This window comes from Arthrobacter bambusae, from assembly GCF_022606295.1.
GTDB lineage: Bacteria > Actinomycetota > Actinomycetes > Actinomycetales > Micrococcaceae > Arthrobacter > Arthrobacter bambusae_A.
In genome coordinates this window covers 138,389-153,845 of record NZ_JAHHZS010000004.1, presented here as the reverse complement: position 1 = coordinate 153,845, position 15,457 = coordinate 138,389, and the positions used below count along the sequence as shown (strand labels likewise).

Here is a 15,457-nt window from a genome sequence, read left to right as displayed (position 1 = left end):
TGGATAGTGTCCGCGGGTTCATTGAGAGTTCACTCCCGAGGCATTGAGAACTTCATTTCGCGCCCCGCCGGTCGCTGCGGCTCGCTGGCTCCGGTTCGCTGTCCCGGGTCCGCGTCCCGGGTCCTTGTCCCGGGTCCTTGTCCAGGGTCCTTGTCCCGGGTCCTCAAATGTGGGTGTGGCCGGAATATGTGAAAGAATTTGCGTATGAATGCAGATAAGAGTGCCTGCTCGCTCGGAGTCGACAGCCAATACGTTGAATTGGCCGTCGAAGTGTTCGCGATGCTGGCTGACGCCACGAGGGTCCGGATCGTCCTCGCGCTGCGGGACGGTGAAATGGCCGTCGGAGCGCTGGCCGACCTTCTAGGGAAGTCCCCCGCGGCAGTGTCGCAGCACCTTGCCAAAATGCGCTTGGCCAGAATGGTCTCCACGCGGCAGGACGGGACCAGGGTCATGTACCGCCTGGAGAATGAGCACGCCCGCCAGTTGGTTGCGGATGCAATATTCCAGGCGGAACACGCCTTGGGCGGCACCCCTGCACACCACCGCGTAGAACAGGAATCGGCATGAGCGGCCACCAGCAAGTCGGTCATCACGAGCACGACGTGCATGAGCACGACGTGCATGAGCACGACGTGCACGACCACGACCACGACCACGACCACGACCACGACCACGACCACGACGGACACTCCCACAAGCATCACAAGGGTCTCAAGGGGTGGCTGTATGAGCTCTTTGTCCCGCATACCCACGATTCCGCCGATTCCATCGACGATGCGCTTGAGTCCAGCACACAGGGCGTTCGGGCGCTGAAGATCAGCCTCTTCATACTCCTTGGCACCACGGTCCTGCAGTTCCTTGTGGTCCTTATCAGCGGCTCTGTCGCGTTGCTGGCCGACACCATCCACAACTTTTCGGACGCACTCACCGCAGTGCCACTCTGGATCGCGTTCATTCTGGGACGCCGCGCAGCAACCCGCCGATACAACTATGGATACGGGCGGGCGGAGGACCTTGCCGGATTGTTCATTGTCGGCGTCGTAGCGCTTTCGGCGGTGGTCGCCGCATGGCAATCCATCGATCGCCTCTTCCATCCGCAGCCCCTGCACAATCTGTGGTGGGTCCTTGCGGCCGGGCTCATTGGCTTTGCGGGCAATGAGATCGTGGCCGTCTACAGGATCAGGGTGGGCCGGCAGATCGGATCCGCTGCACTGGTCGCCGACGGCGTGCACGCGCGCATTGACGGATTCACCTCCCTCGCAGTGGTGATTGGCGCCGGCGGCGTGCTGCTCGGCTTCCCGCTGGCGGATCCGATTGTCGGCCTGCTGATTTCAGCAGCCATCATCGTCCTGCTCTGGGGTACGGTACGCAGCATCGGGCGACGCCTGATGGACGGCATAGAACCCGAACTTCTCGATACCGCCCAGGCGGCCTTGGACAGGGCACCGGGCGTACTCTCCGTGCCGCGGCTCCAACTACGTTGGGTCGGCCATCGCCTGCAGGGTGCCGCCACCATCGTCGTTGCCGACGCTTCCCTGTCAGCGGTGGAGAAGACGGTCAGCGAGGCCAGGCATCGGCTTGAGCACGCGCTTCCGAAGCTCGACGACATGGCGATACAGGCCGTTACCGAAGCTGGCCGCTGATCGACGGGTCCTGTTCCCAACCGCTGCCCAGCCGCTGCGGCTATGATGGCCCACTGAACCTTATGTTGTGAGCCACTTACCCGATCTTGGGCCACTGACCGGACCCGCCCGGCAGTCCGAGATCCACGAAAGAAGATGCCCATGAGCCAGCAAGCGATTCCGGCGAAGCCTCGCCGAAACGTGGAAATGGTGCTGTTGGTGCTGGCACTTGGCGTCGGCATCGGTGCCCTCGCAATGACCAGCGTGGACAAGAAGGAAGCCCTTGACGTTGGATTCTGGCTTCAGGCGGGTGCCCTGACGGCGCTGGCCGGAATCTTCCACGTCGTCCTGCGTTTCAAGGCCAGATATGCGGATCCGGTGATACTCCCGATCGTTGTCGCTTTGAACGGCCTCGGCATCGCCATGATCCGACGCCTCGATGCGTCAAACGGCACTAATGCGGGGGGCAACCAGCTGACGTGGACGATCGTCTCGGTGCTGGTCGCGGCCGCCGTGCTGTGGCTCTTGAAGGATCACAGAATCCTGCGCCGGTACACGTTCATCGCACTCGCTGTCAGCGCCGCGCTCCTCATTCTTCCGCTTGTCCCGGGCATTTCCGCGGGAGACATCAACGGCGCGAATGTCTGGATTCGCCTTGGTTCCCTGCAGTTCCAACCCGGCGAGATCGTGAAGATTACGCTCGCAATCTTCTTCGCGGGCTACTTGTCCTCCAACCGGGACTTGATCCTGTTGGCCGGTAGGAAATTCGGGCGCTTGCAGTTCCCCAGAATCAAGGACACCGGGCCGATGATCACTGCCTGGGCAGCGAGCGTTGGCGTACTGGTCTTCCAGCACGATCTCGGCATGTCCATACTGCTGTTCGGCCTGTTCATCGTGATGATCTACGTTGCCACGAGCCGGGCCAGCTGGCTCGTCCTCGGCGTCGTGCTCATGCTTTTGGGCGGATACGCCGCGGCAAAGATCTTTTCCCATGTCGGCTTGCGCATCGACGCCTGGATCAATGCCTTCGACCCCCAGGTTTTCACCCGCTTCCCCGGAGGCAGCGCCCAGATTGTCCAGGGCCTCTTCGGAATGGCCGACGGCGGCCTGATCGGAAAAGGCCTCGGACTTGGAAGCCCGGACCTTGTGCCTTTCGCGAACAGCGACATGATCATCGCTTCCCTTGGCGAAGAACTCGGCCTGATCGGGCTGTTCGCGATCGTCCTCCTCTATTTGCTGCTTTTCACGAGGGGATTCCGGGCCGCCCTGGGCATCCGGGATGCGTTCGGAAAGCTCCTTGCCTGTGGGCTGGCCTTCTCCATGGCTCTTCAGTGCTTCATCATTATCGGCGGCGTCACGCGCCTTATTCCCCTCACTGGACTCACGACGCCGTTCCTCTCCGCGGGCGGGTCCTCCCTCCTTGCCAACTGGATCATCGTGGCTTTGTTGTTGCGGATCAGTGACGCTGCCCGCAGGCCCCAGACGGTCGCTTCCCAGACCGAACACGTCCCGGTCTGACGCCGGTCCGACCTTCAGGCTCCCGCTACCCCCTTCGTTCGTACGCTCGACCGTATCGCCTCACAATAGGGCCTCTCTCAGAGGGCGGTATCGGCCTGCCTGCGCACCCGCTTCTGCGGCGCGCACCCGCTTCTGTGCCCGCTCCCGACGTCAGGCAGCATGGCATCAAAGCTACGTAGCGATTGACCATCCTGGCCGTCCCCGCGCCAGTTACACACTTAACAACAGGCAACTACCCACAAGTTATCCACAGTTGGGGAAAAACTGTGCCTACAAAGTGGAAAACTCCCAGAACGGCGGGCTTCAAGGTCCAGGAAGGACAACGAACTACAGCGATGTGAGTTATTAACAATGTTGATAACTCTGTTGATACCGCTCTCTTACGGCTCCTGACGGTGAGGTTGTCCACACACCGTCGAAAAACGCGATTCTTATCCACATACCCACAAGCGTGTGGCCAAAAGTTATCCACAGATGTGGACGTTAATTCCCAGAGAGACCCGCTGCCCCTGCTATCTAGGCGCGGAAGGTCCATCCACCGTTGAACTACACGGTTGTAAGTTACGCACACTGTGGATAACAGCTGTGGAAAACATATCCGAGGGGGTATTGACGCGCCTGAACGCACAGACATAAGCTGGCGATATTCAATCACTTAGTTGATAAACCATCTGATTGAGTACTGTCAAGATTCGGAATTCCGCAAGGCTTGGGACTGGAGCCAGACAGGGGAGACGCATGCCGGACACGATCGGCACAGCCGTGCTGGATCCTGAAGACCAGCTCAACAGGGCATTCATGGCCCTCGCCGATCCTGTCCGGCGCAAGATCCTGGCGCGGTTGGCCCTGGGCGATGCCACTGTCAGTGAGATCGCCCAGCCCTTCACCGTCACCCTCCAAGCCATCTCCAAGCACCTTCAAGTGCTAGAGGGCGCAGGGCTCATCACGAGGAGCAGGGAAGCGCAGCGCCGTCCCTGTCACCTGAACACCGCGGCGCTGGGACCTTTGGCCGGGTGGATTGAGAACTACCGTCTCCAGGCAGAGGAACGTTTCGCCCGGTTGGACGAACTACTGGCCAGCACAGCCCAAAAGGACAATCCGGAAAAGGAGAAGGACAATGAGCACCAACACAACAATCATTGACGTCGCGGCGGGCACGCCGTTCATCGACACGAGCCGCGACTTCGATGCCGCCCCGGATCGAGTGTTCCAGGCTTTCACGGATCCCGAACTGGTGGTCAAATGGTTGGGTCCGCGTCGCCTGGAAATGCGCCTGGAGGCGTACGACGCGCGGACGGGCGGCAGCTACCGCTACACGCACCTGGACGGGCAAGGCAACGAGTTCGGCTTCCGCGGGGTCTTCCACGAGGTCCAGGAACCGTTGCGGATCATCCAGACCTTCGAATTCGACGGCGCCCCGGGGCAAGTCACCTTGGATACCACCCGGTTTGAAGACCTTGGGGGCCGCACACGCGTTGTGCAGCGCTCCGTGTTTCCCTCGGTGGAGGCCCGTGACATGGCAGTGGCCAGCGGCATGGATGCGGGCATCAAGGAGTCGATGGACCGCTTGGCGGCGCTCCTAGGGTAAGAAAAGCGTAAAGAGCTGTCAGCCCGCGGTGGCCCCAAGGACGGTAGCCAGGACAAGAATTCCGGCCACCAGTGCCATGCCGGCAGTTTGCAACAGCGCCTGGCGCGGTCCACGCGGAGCAAAGGCGATGACGGCGGCACACAGGCCGCCCGTGATCAGGCCGCCCAAGTGGGCCTGCCAGGCGATTCCCGGGACGACGAAGCCAATCACCCCGTTGATGACGATAAGGATCCACAACTGCCGGGTGTCTCCGCCGCGCCGGCTTTGGATCACGAGGAGTGCGCCAAAGAGGCCGAAGATCGCGCCTGACGCACCTTCAACGGGGGTTACAGGGAAGACCGGCGTCAGCAGCATGAAGCCAACGGAACCACCAACGGCGGAGAGCACGTAGACGGCGAGGAAGCGAATGCGCCCCAGAACGGGCTCCAGCACCTGGCCGAAGATCCAGAGCATGTACATGTTGAGCACGATGTGCAGGACGAAACCTTGTGAGTGGACGAAAGCGCTCGTCAGCATCCGCCATGGTTCGAAGGCCCCATATTGGGGAGAGGCATAGGCGGAGGCGAAAACGAGCTGGCCCTCCACGACACCGCCGGGAATCAGCCATTGCAGCACGTACACCAAGGCACACAACCCGATGAGTACGTACGTCACCAAAGGACGCCCGGTCGCGACGGCGCCGCCATAGGCGGAACGCACTGCCGGCGTCGAACGCTTCATTTCATTGACACAGTCAATGCATTGGAACCCGACGGCGGCCGCCCGCTGGCATTCGGGGCATGCAGGACGCCCGCAACGCTGGCACCGCACGTAGGAAGGCCTGTCCGGGTGCCTGGGGCACACCGGAATGTCTGCTGACGGCTCTGCCGCCGGGATTCCGTAACTCATATGCTGCTCAAACTCCGGGGATCAGAGCTGGACGATGTCAATGCTGTTGATGACGACATCCTCAACAGGACGGTCGCCCATGCCGGTGCGGACAGCCTCGATGGCGTCTACAACCTTCTTGGACTCTTCGTCAGCCACCTCGCCGAAGATCGAGTGCTTGCCGAAAAGCCAGTCGGTGTTGACCGTGGTGATGAAGAACTGGGAGCCGTTGGTGCCCTTGCCCATCTGGACACCGGCGTTGGCCATGGCCAGCTTGTAAGGGGCGTTGAAGTTGAGTTCCGGGTGGATCTCGTCGTCGAACTTGTAGCCCGGTCCGCCGATGCCGCGGCCGAGGGGATCGCCGCCCTGGATCATGAAGTCTTTGATGATGCGGTGGAAAATGGTGCCGTTGTACAGGGGGGTACCGGTCTTGTCTTCGCCCGTTTCCGGGTGGGTCCAGGACTTTTCGCCTGTGGCCAGGCCAACGAAGTTGGCGACCGTCTTGGGCGCGTGGTTGCCGAAGAGGTCAACCACGATGTCACCGAGGCTCGTGTGGAAAGTTGCTTGTGCGGTTGCGATGGTCATATCGCCATTCTTCCATGCAGGGTCAACGCCGGTGCGGCCAGGAAGGCGGTTCCGCGCTCGGTGAAATCTTCCATGAATCCGCTGGATGAATAGCCGGTGCCGATCAAGCGACGTAGGCTAACAACAAACGAGCATGTTGATCGGGAGGTAGTTGTGAAGAAATCGGACCGGATTGCCCGCGAACTTGAACACACCGTCGTGAATGGTGTCGAAAATGCCAAGGACTGGGCGACACCGCGCGTCGAGGCAGCTGTGAACTGGGCGGTTCCCCGCATCCAGCACGGAATCGACACCGCTTCGCCGAAGCTTCAGGAAGGCCTGAAGTCAGCTGCGTACAACCTCGCCGACGGCGTTGCGACCGTCACCCCTAGGCTCCAGGAAGGCCTGGCGAACCTCGCACCGAGGATCCATGACGTCGTCGAGGATGCCTCACCCAAGATCCAGGAAGCCCTTAACAAGGCAACCCCGGCACTCAGCCACGCCCGGGACAAAGTTGTTGAGGAATACCTGCCCAAGCTCTCGGAACAGCTCGGGCAAGCCTCCGGGGTTGTCCACCAAGCCCTTGAGAATGCACCCGCTCAGGTGGACGCCGTGGCCCAGAGGCTGGTGGACTCGGGAGTGGTTCACAATCTGCAGGAGCAAGCACAAGCCACAGGCGCCCAGCTGAAAGCCGCGGCCGAGGAAGCATCCAAAACAGTCTCGAAAGAGCTCGCCAAGACCCGGAAACCCAAAAAGCGGGGCTTCCTGATCTTCACGGTTGTAGCAGCGGCTGCAGCGGCCGGCATTGCGGCGTGGAGGGCCAGCCGTCCTGTAGAGGACCCATGGAAGACCCCGGTCCCGGTCGTAACACCCTCGCCGGTGCCGGCCGCGGCTGTAGCCGAGAAAGTGGCTGAGAAGGCCAACGAAGCCGCCGGCAAGGTAGCCGACAAGGTTGACGACGTGAGGCTCGACGTAGCCGACAAGAGCGAAACTGTAGCCGAGAAGGCAAAACACGTCGTCGAGGACGCCACGGACACCGCAGCGAACGTGGCAATCGACGCCAAGACGGCGGTAAAGAACATCGCCGCCAGCCTTCACAAGGACGAGGCGGACAAGGACCACGAGGCCTCTGACGATGCAGGCAAACACGAGGCCTAGGCGAAAGCCGGATTCGCGCCGCGTTGAAGGGATTCCGGTTAGCCGGGATCCCTTCAATTGTTTGGCCACTTGTCACCGGAGACTTCCTCAAGGGATACCGGCCTGATGTTAGATTTATGGAGATGCCAGCCGATAGATCTTTCGTAGATGCAGCCACCAACGCAGCCGTCGCACCCGTGAAGCCGAGCGTTTCAATCATCATCCCGGCGTACAACGAGGAAAGCGTCATACGGCAATGCTTGATCGCGGCCATCTACCAGTCGGTACCTGCGGATGAGATCATCGTCGTGGACAACAGGTCCACAGACCGCACCGCTCAGATCGTCCAGCAGATGCAACAGGAATACCCTGAGAGCCCCATTATCCTGTTGAGCCAGGACAAGGCCCAGGGACTCATTCCCACCCGCAACTTTGGCCTCAACAGCGCCACGTCGGATGTCCTCGGCCGGATCGACGCCGACTCCGTCCTGGAACCTGACTGGGTGGAGCAGGTCCAAAAGGCCTTCGCCGACCCCTCGGCGCAGGCTGCAACCGGTCCCGTGGTCTACTACGACATGCCCATGCGCCGCTTCGGGCTCAAAGCCGACGACAAAATGCGCCAGCTCATGCTCCGGCTCGCGAAGCACCAATATCATTTCCTTTTCGGATCCAACATGGCGCTTCGCCGTTCCGCCTGGGAAACCATCCGGGACGAAACCTGCCTGGACGAGAAAGACGAGATGCATGAGGACATCGATCTTTCCCTGCACCTTGCCGACCACGATCTCAGGGTCCAGTACTGGCCGCAGATGGTCTCGGGCATGTCCGCCCGCAGGCTCGAGGATTCACCGCGCGACTACCGCTATTACGTGACCCGCTTCGACAGGACCTACAAGGCCCACAACGTCAAGAAGATGGCGCTCAAGGCCCCCATGGTGGTGTTCTTCTCGGTCTACTTCCCGGCCAAGCTGCTCCGGGCCATCCACGCGGCCAACGCGAGCCAAAGCGTCCGCCGCGGCGGCCTGTAGCCGCTCAGTCAGTGCCGAGCTCGGCGATTTTTCCGTCAACGTCACCCTTGCCGCGCCGCTGACCAGCGACGACGACGGCGAGACCACCCAGGATCAGGGCTAGCCCCGCATAGGTACCGGCCGGCAGGGTCTCGTGCAGGAAGACCGCAGCGAGAAGCGCCGCCCCCGGGATCTCCAGCAGGATGATCATGGAAACCAGCAGCGGGCTCAGGGTGGCCAGGAGATGGTTGAAGGCGGTGTGGCCCACCAGCTGTGCGCACACAGTGATGGCCACGATCCCCAGCCAGCCTCCGGCGTCGAACCCCACGAGCCGCTGGCCGCCCATGAGGGCCAGCACCGCGACAATGGCGGCGCAGATCCCGTAGCAGAGCGTCGTGTACGTTCCGATGCCCATGCTCTGCCGGGCTTTGCCTCCGGCCAAGGTGTACAGCCCGGCCAAGGCGCCACCGGCGAGAGCGAGGATGTCGCCAAGGAGGGCCTTCGGTGAAGTCCCCATGTCGAAGCCCGTGATGGCGGCGACGCCGCCTAACGCGATGCCAAGCCCCACCAGGACCGGCCAACGGTGCCTCGTCCCGCGGAGGAGCTGGAAAACGGCGATCCACGCCGACTGCAGGCACACCAAGGCGGTGGCGGCCGCGACTGACGTGAGCTCCAGCGCAGTGATGAAGCAAGCGAAATGGAAAGCCAGCGCCACTGCCGCGACGGCGGACCACGTGAACTCGCGGCGGGTGATCTTGCGGAATTGTCGGGGCTCGCGGATCAGGACCGGCGAGGCCATGACGACGGCGGCGATTGCGTTGCGCCAGAAAGCGATGGCCAGTGCCGTGACGGAGGTCGCCCCAAGCGTTCCGGCGATGAGGGGTCCGGATGATGCGACGCCAAGCACACCCAAAGCAGCAACGATGAAGTTCACAATTCAACCTTAGTGGGGCGGCTTAACGCAAAGAGTCCCGGTCATTTCTGACCGGGACTCTTTCTTATGGTGGAGGCACGGGGACTCGAACCCCGAACCCCCTGCTTGCAAAGCAGGTGCGCTACCAATTGCGCCATGCCCCCATAAGAAGCAACCCGTCCATACTACCCTAGTTCCATCGATGGTTTTGATCATCTCCAGACCGGGTGCCTTCGCTACTCAACCGTATCGGTTGCCTTGCTCCAGACCGTTTTCCGGGCTTCGGATTCCTGCACTTTTTTGTAGAGCAGGACGCCTGCGACCGCAGCTGCAACTACCAGCAACTTCTTCACACGCACCCCGTTCCGACTCGGTTTCCCGAACCTTTAGCAAAACCTGTGCAGGTTCCGTGGGCGTACCAGGACTTGAACCTGGGACCTCTTCGTTATCAGCGAAGCGCTCTAACCGCCTGAGCTATACGCCCCGATACCTCTTCGGGCCGAGACATGACTTTACAGCACATCCCGGCCCGATCTCAAATCGAGGTATTTTCACCACTGTTTTCCAGCAGTTTCCCCCAATTTCCGAGCGTTTGGGCTAGTCGTCGGTGAGGGTCACGCCGATGCCGCCAACGAGTGTTGCGGCAATGTTATAAAGCACGGCGCTCAGCATCGACAGGGCAGTCAGCAGCACGACATTCACTACGGCAATGATGGTGGCAAAGGAAGCCACCTGTCCCAGCGATGCGACCTTCTTGAGTTCGAAGCCACCGCTTTCCGAGCCCGCCAGGGTGCCCAGAAGGCTGTCCACCTGGTTGAAAATGCCGGTCAGGTCCAGAACGGTCCAAAGCACGACTGCTGCGATCACCGTCACGATGCCCAAGGCAACGGACAGCAGGAACGCCATTTTCAGGACAGACCACGGATCAACCTTGCTCACGAGCAGGCGGGCGCGGCGGACCTTGGCCTTGGGTGCCGGCTTAACGAGCCCGGGAGCTCCCGAGGCGGGACGCTGCTGGCCCTGCACGGGCCTCTGGCCGGGCGCGGCGGGACGCTGCCCTGCCGGGCGCTGTGTTCCCGCAGGACGCTGTCCCGGAACGGCCGGGCGCTGGCCGGGAACCGCAGGACGTTGGCCCGGGACCCTTTCCGCGCCGGTTCCTGCCGCACCCGGCGTGGATGCCGCAGGGCGCTGCTGGGGACGGGCCGGTGCGTCTACCCGCGGAGTCGCCGACGGCTGCCGCAATCCTCCAGGGACACCCGTACTCGGCTTGGGATATGAGTCCGAATTGCTCACTCGTTACCTCCGGTATTGTGTTCGTTCAGCTCGACGCCGGACCCATTACCGGATCCTGCGGCCGATCCCGATTCGGCCGTTGCGGTCGCCTGATCGGCGCCGCCGTTTGCAGCCAACGTTACGTCATCGTCCGCCCCGGACGTTCCTCCGGAGGGATTTTCGACGCTATTGACGGCTGAGGCATCGTCCGCGCCCTGGCCGTGTTCGTCGTCGGACTCCTCGACATCAAGGCCGCGTTCGCTGTTGCGGGCCACCTCGATGATGCGGTCGTTCTTGTCAGGCTTCGCGAAGATGACGCCCATGGTGTCACGGCCCTTGGCAGGAACCCCTGCCACCGCGGAGCGGACAATCTTGCCACCCTCCATGACCACCAGGACTTCGTCTTCTTCATTGACGATCAGCGCACCGACAAGGTCGCCGCGTTCTTCCTGAAGCTTGGCCACTTTGATGCCCAGCCCGCCACGGCCCTGGAGACGATACTCCTCGACGGCGGTGCGCTTGGCGTATCCGCCTTCAGTCACCACGAAGACGAACGAGCCGTCCTGGACGACGTCGGCCGCGAGCAATTCGTCGTCTTCACGGAACTTCATTCCGGTCACGCCCGAGGTGGCGCGCCCCATGGGACGCAATGCCTCGTCGGTGGCCGTGAAGCGGATCGACTGGCCCTTGCGGGAAACCAGGAGGAGATCGTCCGTTTCGGACACGAGCTGCGCCGAGACGAGCTCGTCCTCATCCCGCAGGTTGATGGCGATGACGCCGGCCGTGCGGTTGGTGTCGTAGTCTTCCAAACGCGTCTTCTTCACCAGGCCGTTCTTGGTGGCGAGCACCAGGTACGGGGCTTGCTCATAATCGCGCAAATCAAGGACCTGGGCGATGTGCTCGTCCGGCTGGAAGGCCAACAGGTTTGCCACGTGCTGTCCCTTGGCGTCCCGGCCGGCCTCCGCCAGCTCGTACGCCTTGGCCCGGTAGACCCGGCCCAGGTTGGTGAAGAACAGCAACCAGTGGTGCGTGGTCGTGACGAAGAAGTGTTCCACGACGTCGTCGCCGCGAAGCTGGGCGCCTTTGACCCCCTTGCCGCCTCGCTGCTGCGAACGATAGTTGTCGCTGCGGGTGCGCTTGACGTAGCCGCCGCGGGTGATGGTGACCACCACTTCTTCCTCGGGGATGAGGTCTTCCATGGACATGTCACCGTCGAAGCCCATGAGGATGTGGGTCCGGCGGTCGTCTCCGTGCTTGGCCACAATCTCAGCCAATTCCTGGCTGATGATGTCGCGCTGGCGCTGCTCGGAAGCCAAGATCGAGTTGAACTCCGTGATCATGGCTTCAAGCTCGGCATGCCTGTCCTGGATCTTCTGGCGTTCCAACGCGGCGAGCCGGCGGAGCTGCATGTCAAGGATGGCGCGGGCCTGGAGCTCATCGATCTCCAGCAGTCCCATCAGGCCGTCGCGGGCGGCCTCGGTGGTGTTGGAGGCCCGGATGAGCGCAATGACCTCGTCCAGCATGTCCAACGCCTTGAGAAGTGCGCGCAGGATGTGCGCCTCTTCCTCGGCCTTGCGCAGGCGGTAGCGGGTCCGCCGGACAATGACGCTCATCTGGTGGGCCACCCAGTGCCGGATGAAGGCGTCCAGGCTCAGCGTGCGGGGTACGCCGTCGACGATTGCCAGCATGTTGGCACCGAAATTGTCCTGCAGCTGAGTGTGCTTGTAGAGGTTGTTGAGCACCACCTTGGCCACGGCGTCGCGCTTGAGTACGATCACGAGCCGCTGGCCGGTACGGCCGGACGTCTCGTCGCGGAGGTCCGCGATGCCTTGGATCTTGCCGTCCTTGACCAGTTCGGCGATCTTGATGGCCAGGTTGTCCGGGTTTGCCTGGTACGGCAATTCGGTGACCACCAGGCATGTGCGGCCCTGGAGTTCCTCGACGTTGACCACAGCGCGCATGGTGATGGAGCCCCGGCCCGTCCGGTACGCGTCCTCGATGCCCTTGTGGCCGAGGATGGTTGCACCGGTCGGGAAGTCCGGGCCCTTGATGCGCACGAGCAACGCTTCGAGCAGCTCTTCACGGCTTGCAGTCGGGTTGGCCAGGTACCACTGCACACCGTCGGCGACTTCGCGGAGGTTGTGGGGCGGAATGTTGGTCGCCATGCCCACGGCGATGCCGGAGGAACCGTTGACCAGCAGGTTGGGGAAACGCGCCGGCAGGATGGTGGGTTCCTGGTTCTTGCCGTCGTAGTTGTCCTGGAAATCGACGGTTTCCTCGTCGATGTCGCGGACCATTTCCATGGCCAGCTGGGCCATTTTTGTCTCGGTGTATCTCGGGGCCGCGGCGCCGTCGTTGCCCGGGGAACCGAAGTTGCCTTGGCCCAGGGCCAGCGGATAGCGCATCGTCCAGTCCTGGATGAGGCGGACCAGGGCATCGTAGATCGCGGTGTCACCGTGCGGGTGGTACTGGCCCATAACCTCGCCCACCACGCGGGCGCACTTGTTGAACGAGCGGTCCGGGCGGTAGCCGCCGTCGAACATCGCGTACAGCACGCGGCGGTGGACGGGCTTCAGGCCGTCGCGGACATCCGGGAGCGCGCGGCCGACGATGACGGCCATGGCATAGTCCAGATAGGAACGCTGCATTTCCGTCTGCAGGTCCACCTGGTCTACGCGGTCCGTCAGTACATCGCCCTCGAGAACGGGTTCCGGAATGCCGGCCGATTCAGCGGGAACCTCAGGTGTTTCTTCACTCATAGTCTATGATTTCCGTTTCAGGTATATGTCAGTACTGGAATATTTCTAGGGCTTTGAAGTCTCTAGATATCCAGGAACCTGACGTCCTTGGCGTTCTGCTGAATGAAGTTCCGGCGCGATTCCACGTCTTCACCCATCAGTACGGAGAAGGTCTGGTCCGCTGCCAAGGCATCGTCCATGGTGACTTGCAGGAGCGTGCGGTGGTCCGGGTCCATGGTGGTGTCCCAGAGTTCGGTGTAGTCCATTTCACCGAGGCCCTTGTAGCGCTGGATGCCGTTGTCCTTCGGGATACGGCGGCCGGCGGCCTGGCCGGAAACCAGCTTGGCGTCACGCTCACGGTCGCTGTAGACGTAGTCGTGGGGGGCGTTCGACCACTTGATGCGGTACAGCGGCGGCTGGGCCAGGTAGACGTACCCGTTCTCAATCAGCGGACGCATGTAGCGGAACAACAGCGTCATCAGCAGCGTGGTGATGTGCTGGCCGTCCACGTCGGCATCGGCCATGAGGACGATCTTGTGGTACCGCAGCTTGGAGATGTCGAAGTCCTCGCCGATCCCGGTTCCGAAAGCCGTGATCATGGACTGGACTTCATTGTTGCCGAGGGCCTTGTCCAGCCGTGCGCGCTCCACGTTCAGGATCTTGCCGCGCAGCGGCAGGATCGCCTGGGTCTCGGGGTTCCGGCCACGCTTGGCCGAACCGCCGGCGGAGTCACCCTCCACGAGGTAGACCTCGCAGCGCGAGGGGTCCTTCGAAGAGCAGTCGGACAGCTTGCCCGGCATACCGAAGGATTCCAGCGGGCTCTTGCGGCGCGCGTTGTCGCGAGCCTTCCGGGCGGCCATGCGGGCTTGGGCGGCCTGGACAGCCTTGCGGATGACGTCACGGGCCGGACCGGGGTTGCGTTCCAGCCAGTCGCCGAGCTGGTCGGTGACCACCCGTTGGACGAAGCCCTTGACCTCGGAGTTACCCAGTTTGGTCTTGGTCTGGCCCTCGAACTGGGGTTCGGACAACTTCACCGAGATAACGGCGGTGAGGCCTTCGCGGATGTCGTCACCGGTGAGGTTGTCATCCTTTTCCTTGATGATCGTCTTCTCGCGCGCGTAGCGGTTGATGAGCGACGTCATCGCGGCGCGGAAGCCTTCTTCGTGGGTTCCGCCCTCGTGCGTGTTGATCGTGTTGGCGTAGGTGTGGACGCTCTCGGAATATGCCGTGGTCCACTGCATCGCGACCTCGACGGCGATGTGCCGCTCAGTGTCTTCGGTTTCGAAGGCGATGACGTCCTCGTGGACGACGTCCACCTTCTTGTTCGAGTTCAGGTGTTTTACGTAGTCGAGGAGACCGTCGTTGTACTGGTAAACCACCGTGCGGTGTTCTGCCGCGACTTCGCCGTCGGTGGCAACAGCGTCGAGATCCAGGTCATCGTCGCCTGCTCCCGCGACAGGACGCTCGTCCGTGAGGGTGATGCGCAGCCCCTTGTTGAGGAAGGCCATCTGCTGGAACCGTGCGCGGAGGGTTTCGAAATCGAATTCGGTGCTCTCGAAGATGGTGCCGTCCGGATAGAACGTCTGGGACGTTCCGGTCTGCTCCGTTGCTTCGCCCTGGACGAGTCCGCCTTGTGGCTTGCCGCCGTCGGCGAAACTCATTCGCCAAACGTGGCCCTGGCGACGCACCTCGGTGTCGACCCTGCGCGACAGTGCGTTGACGACGGAAATACCGACGCCGTGGAGGCCGCCGGACACCGCATAGCCGCTGCCGCCGAACTTGCCGCCCGCGTGCAGGATGGTCATGACAACTTCGACGGTGGGCTTCTTTTCCGTGGGGTGCATATCCACCGGGATGCCGCGGCCGTCGTCCACCACTTTCACGCCGCCGTCGGCCTGGAGGGTCACTTCAATGTGGCTGCAGTACCCCGCAAGAGCCTCGTCCACCGAGTTGTCCACCACTTCATACACCAAGTGGTGGAGGCCGCGCGGGCCCGTGGATCCGATGTACATGCCCGGGCGCTTGCGCACCGCTTCGAGACCTTCAAGGACGGTGATGTCGCTCGCACCGTATTCCTTGGACCCCGAGGGTGTGTCAGGCTTGTGGGCGTTCTCCTTCGCGGGCTCTACTGCCAAGGTCTCTGCATTGTCGTTAGCCACAGGCGCTTTCGACTCCTCCGTGTTCGATGGTCGCCGGCCGTCACCGCACCAAGGAAGCACGTCCGTCAGGAC

The 15,457-nt window shown here is 62.3% G+C and carries 14 protein-coding genes and 2 tRNA genes; 7 read left to right on the top strand and 9 right to left on the bottom strand.

Features of this window, described 5'->3' with window-relative positions:
* The first annotated feature begins 204 nt into the window (after window positions 1–204).
* The 5 genes from KNN17_RS04365 (at window position 205) to KNN17_RS04345 (ending at window position 4,728) form a co-directional block, all read left to right on the top strand.
* Window positions 205–567: an ArsR/SmtB family transcription factor gene (locus KNN17_RS04365; RefSeq protein ID WP_078107045.1), complete on the top strand. Its 363-nt coding sequence runs from the start codon at window positions 205–207 to the stop codon at window positions 565–567.
* The gene (locus tag KNN17_RS04360; RefSeq protein ID WP_241707645.1) at window positions 564–1,643 is read left to right on the top strand and encodes a cation diffusion facilitator family transporter; all 1,080 of its coding nucleotides are present in this window, start codon (window positions 564–566) and stop codon (window positions 1,641–1,643) included. The genes KNN17_RS04365 and KNN17_RS04360 overlap by 4 nt, the downstream gene beginning before the upstream one ends.
* Before the next feature lie 141 nt (window positions 1,644–1,784).
* Window positions 1,785–3,140 carry an FtsW/RodA/SpoVE family cell cycle protein gene (locus KNN17_RS04355; protein WP_078107047.1) on the top strand — a complete coding sequence of 452 codons (1,356 nt, stop codon included), beginning with the start codon at window positions 1,785–1,787 and terminating at the stop codon, window positions 3,138–3,140.
* A 738-nt stretch (window positions 3,141–3,878) separates the two neighbouring features.
* Window positions 3,879–4,283 carry an ArsR/SmtB family transcription factor gene (locus KNN17_RS04350; protein ID WP_241707644.1) on the top strand — a complete coding sequence of 135 codons (405 nt, stop codon included), beginning with the start codon at window positions 3,879–3,881 and terminating at the stop codon, window positions 4,281–4,283.
* The gene (locus KNN17_RS04345; protein WP_241707643.1) at window positions 4,258–4,728 is read left to right on the top strand and encodes an SRPBCC family protein; all 471 of its coding nucleotides are present in this window, start codon (window positions 4,258–4,260) and stop codon (window positions 4,726–4,728) included. The genes KNN17_RS04350 and KNN17_RS04345 overlap by 26 nt, the downstream gene beginning before the upstream one ends.
* An 18-nt stretch (window positions 4,729–4,746) precedes the next feature.
* Here KNN17_RS04345 and KNN17_RS04340 read toward each other — a convergent pair whose 3' ends face one another.
* Both KNN17_RS04340 and KNN17_RS04335 read right to left on the bottom strand, forming a co-directional pair.
* Window positions 4,747–5,616 (bottom strand): rhomboid family intramembrane serine protease, encoded by an 870-nt coding sequence (locus KNN17_RS04340; protein ID WP_241707642.1) that lies wholly within the window; start codon window positions 5,614–5,616, stop codon window positions 4,747–4,749.
* Between the two features lie 21 nt (window positions 5,617–5,637).
* Window positions 5,638–6,180, bottom strand: a complete 543-nt coding sequence (locus tag KNN17_RS04335; RefSeq protein WP_078107051.1) for a peptidylprolyl isomerase — start codon at window positions 6,178–6,180, stop codon at window positions 5,638–5,640.
* A 153-nt stretch (window positions 6,181–6,333) separates the two neighbouring features.
* On the opposite strand from KNN17_RS04335, the gene KNN17_RS04330 reads away from it, so the two are divergent.
* The gene (locus KNN17_RS04330; RefSeq protein WP_241707641.1) at window positions 6,334–7,317 is read left to right on the top strand and encodes a hypothetical protein; all 984 of its coding nucleotides are present in this window, start codon (window positions 6,334–6,336) and stop codon (window positions 7,315–7,317) included.
* A gap of 122 nt (window positions 7,318–7,439) precedes the next feature.
* Window positions 7,440–8,324 (top strand): glycosyltransferase, encoded by an 885-nt coding sequence (locus KNN17_RS04325; protein WP_241707640.1) that lies wholly within the window; start codon window positions 7,440–7,442, stop codon window positions 8,322–8,324.
* A 4-nt stretch (window positions 8,325–8,328) separates the two neighbouring features.
* Here KNN17_RS04325 and KNN17_RS04320 read toward each other — a convergent pair whose 3' ends face one another.
* From KNN17_RS04320 to gyrB, 7 genes are all read right to left on the bottom strand, one after another.
* Window positions 8,329–9,237: a DMT family transporter gene (locus KNN17_RS04320; protein WP_241707639.1), complete on the bottom strand. Its 909-nt coding sequence runs from the start codon at window positions 9,235–9,237 to the stop codon at window positions 8,329–8,331.
* A 67-nt stretch (window positions 9,238–9,304) separates the two neighbouring features.
* A tRNA-Ala gene (locus KNN17_RS04315) sits at window positions 9,305–9,380 on the bottom strand.
* Between the two features lie 72 nt (window positions 9,381–9,452).
* Window positions 9,453–9,569 carry a DLW-39 family protein gene (locus KNN17_RS04310; protein ID WP_216353810.1) on the bottom strand — a complete coding sequence of 39 codons (117 nt, stop codon included), beginning with the start codon at window positions 9,567–9,569 and terminating at the stop codon, window positions 9,453–9,455.
* 57 nt (window positions 9,570–9,626) lie between these two features.
* Window positions 9,627–9,700 (bottom strand) — tRNA-Ile (locus KNN17_RS04305).
* A gap of 113 nt (window positions 9,701–9,813) precedes the next feature.
* Window positions 9,814–10,509, bottom strand: coding sequence for a DUF3566 domain-containing protein (locus KNN17_RS04300; protein WP_078107061.1), 696 nt, complete (start codon window positions 10,507–10,509; stop codon window positions 9,814–9,816).
* Window positions 10,506–13,247, bottom strand: a complete 2,742-nt coding sequence (gyrA, locus tag KNN17_RS04295) for a DNA gyrase subunit A (protein ID WP_241707638.1) — start codon at window positions 13,245–13,247, stop codon at window positions 10,506–10,508. Before gyrA ends, KNN17_RS04300 begins: the two co-directional genes overlap by 4 nt.
* A gap of 62 nt (window positions 13,248–13,309) precedes the next feature.
* Entirely contained in the window at window positions 13,310–15,385 is a 2,076-nt protein-coding gene (gene gyrB / locus KNN17_RS04290; RefSeq protein WP_078107063.1) for a DNA topoisomerase (ATP-hydrolyzing) subunit B, read from the bottom strand.
* Between the last annotated feature and the right edge of the window lie 72 nt (window positions 15,386–15,457).

What these genes read in the sequence shown, in the direction of transcription:
- KNN17_RS04340 (WP_241707642.1), bottom strand. Translation starts at nt 5,616, where the DNA reads ATGAGTTACGGAATCCCGGCGGCAGAGCCGTCAGCAGACATTCCGGTG.
- KNN17_RS04325 (WP_241707640.1), top strand. Translation starts at nt 7,440, where the DNA reads ATGCCAGCCGATAGATCTTTCGTAGATGCAGCCACCAACGCAGCCGTC.
- KNN17_RS04335 (WP_078107051.1), bottom strand. Translation starts at nt 6,180, where the DNA reads ATGACCATCGCAACCGCACAAGCAACTTTCCACACGAGCCTCGGTGAC.
- KNN17_RS04360 (WP_241707645.1), top strand. Translation starts at nt 564, where the DNA reads ATGAGCGGCCACCAGCAAGTCGGTCATCACGAGCACGACGTGCATGAG.
- KNN17_RS04350 (WP_241707644.1), top strand. Translation starts at nt 3,879, where the DNA reads ATGCCGGACACGATCGGCACAGCCGTGCTGGATCCTGAAGACCAGCTC.
- gyrA (WP_241707638.1), bottom strand. Translation starts at nt 13,247, where the DNA reads ATGAGTGAAGAAACACCTGAGGTTCCCGCTGAATCGGCCGGCATTCCG.
- KNN17_RS04355 (WP_078107047.1), top strand. Translation starts at nt 1,785, where the DNA reads ATGAGCCAGCAAGCGATTCCGGCGAAGCCTCGCCGAAACGTGGAAATG.
- KNN17_RS04345 (WP_241707643.1), top strand. Translation starts at nt 4,258, where the DNA reads ATGAGCACCAACACAACAATCATTGACGTCGCGGCGGGCACGCCGTTC.
- KNN17_RS04365 (WP_078107045.1), top strand. Translation starts at nt 205, where the DNA reads ATGAATGCAGATAAGAGTGCCTGCTCGCTCGGAGTCGACAGCCAATAC.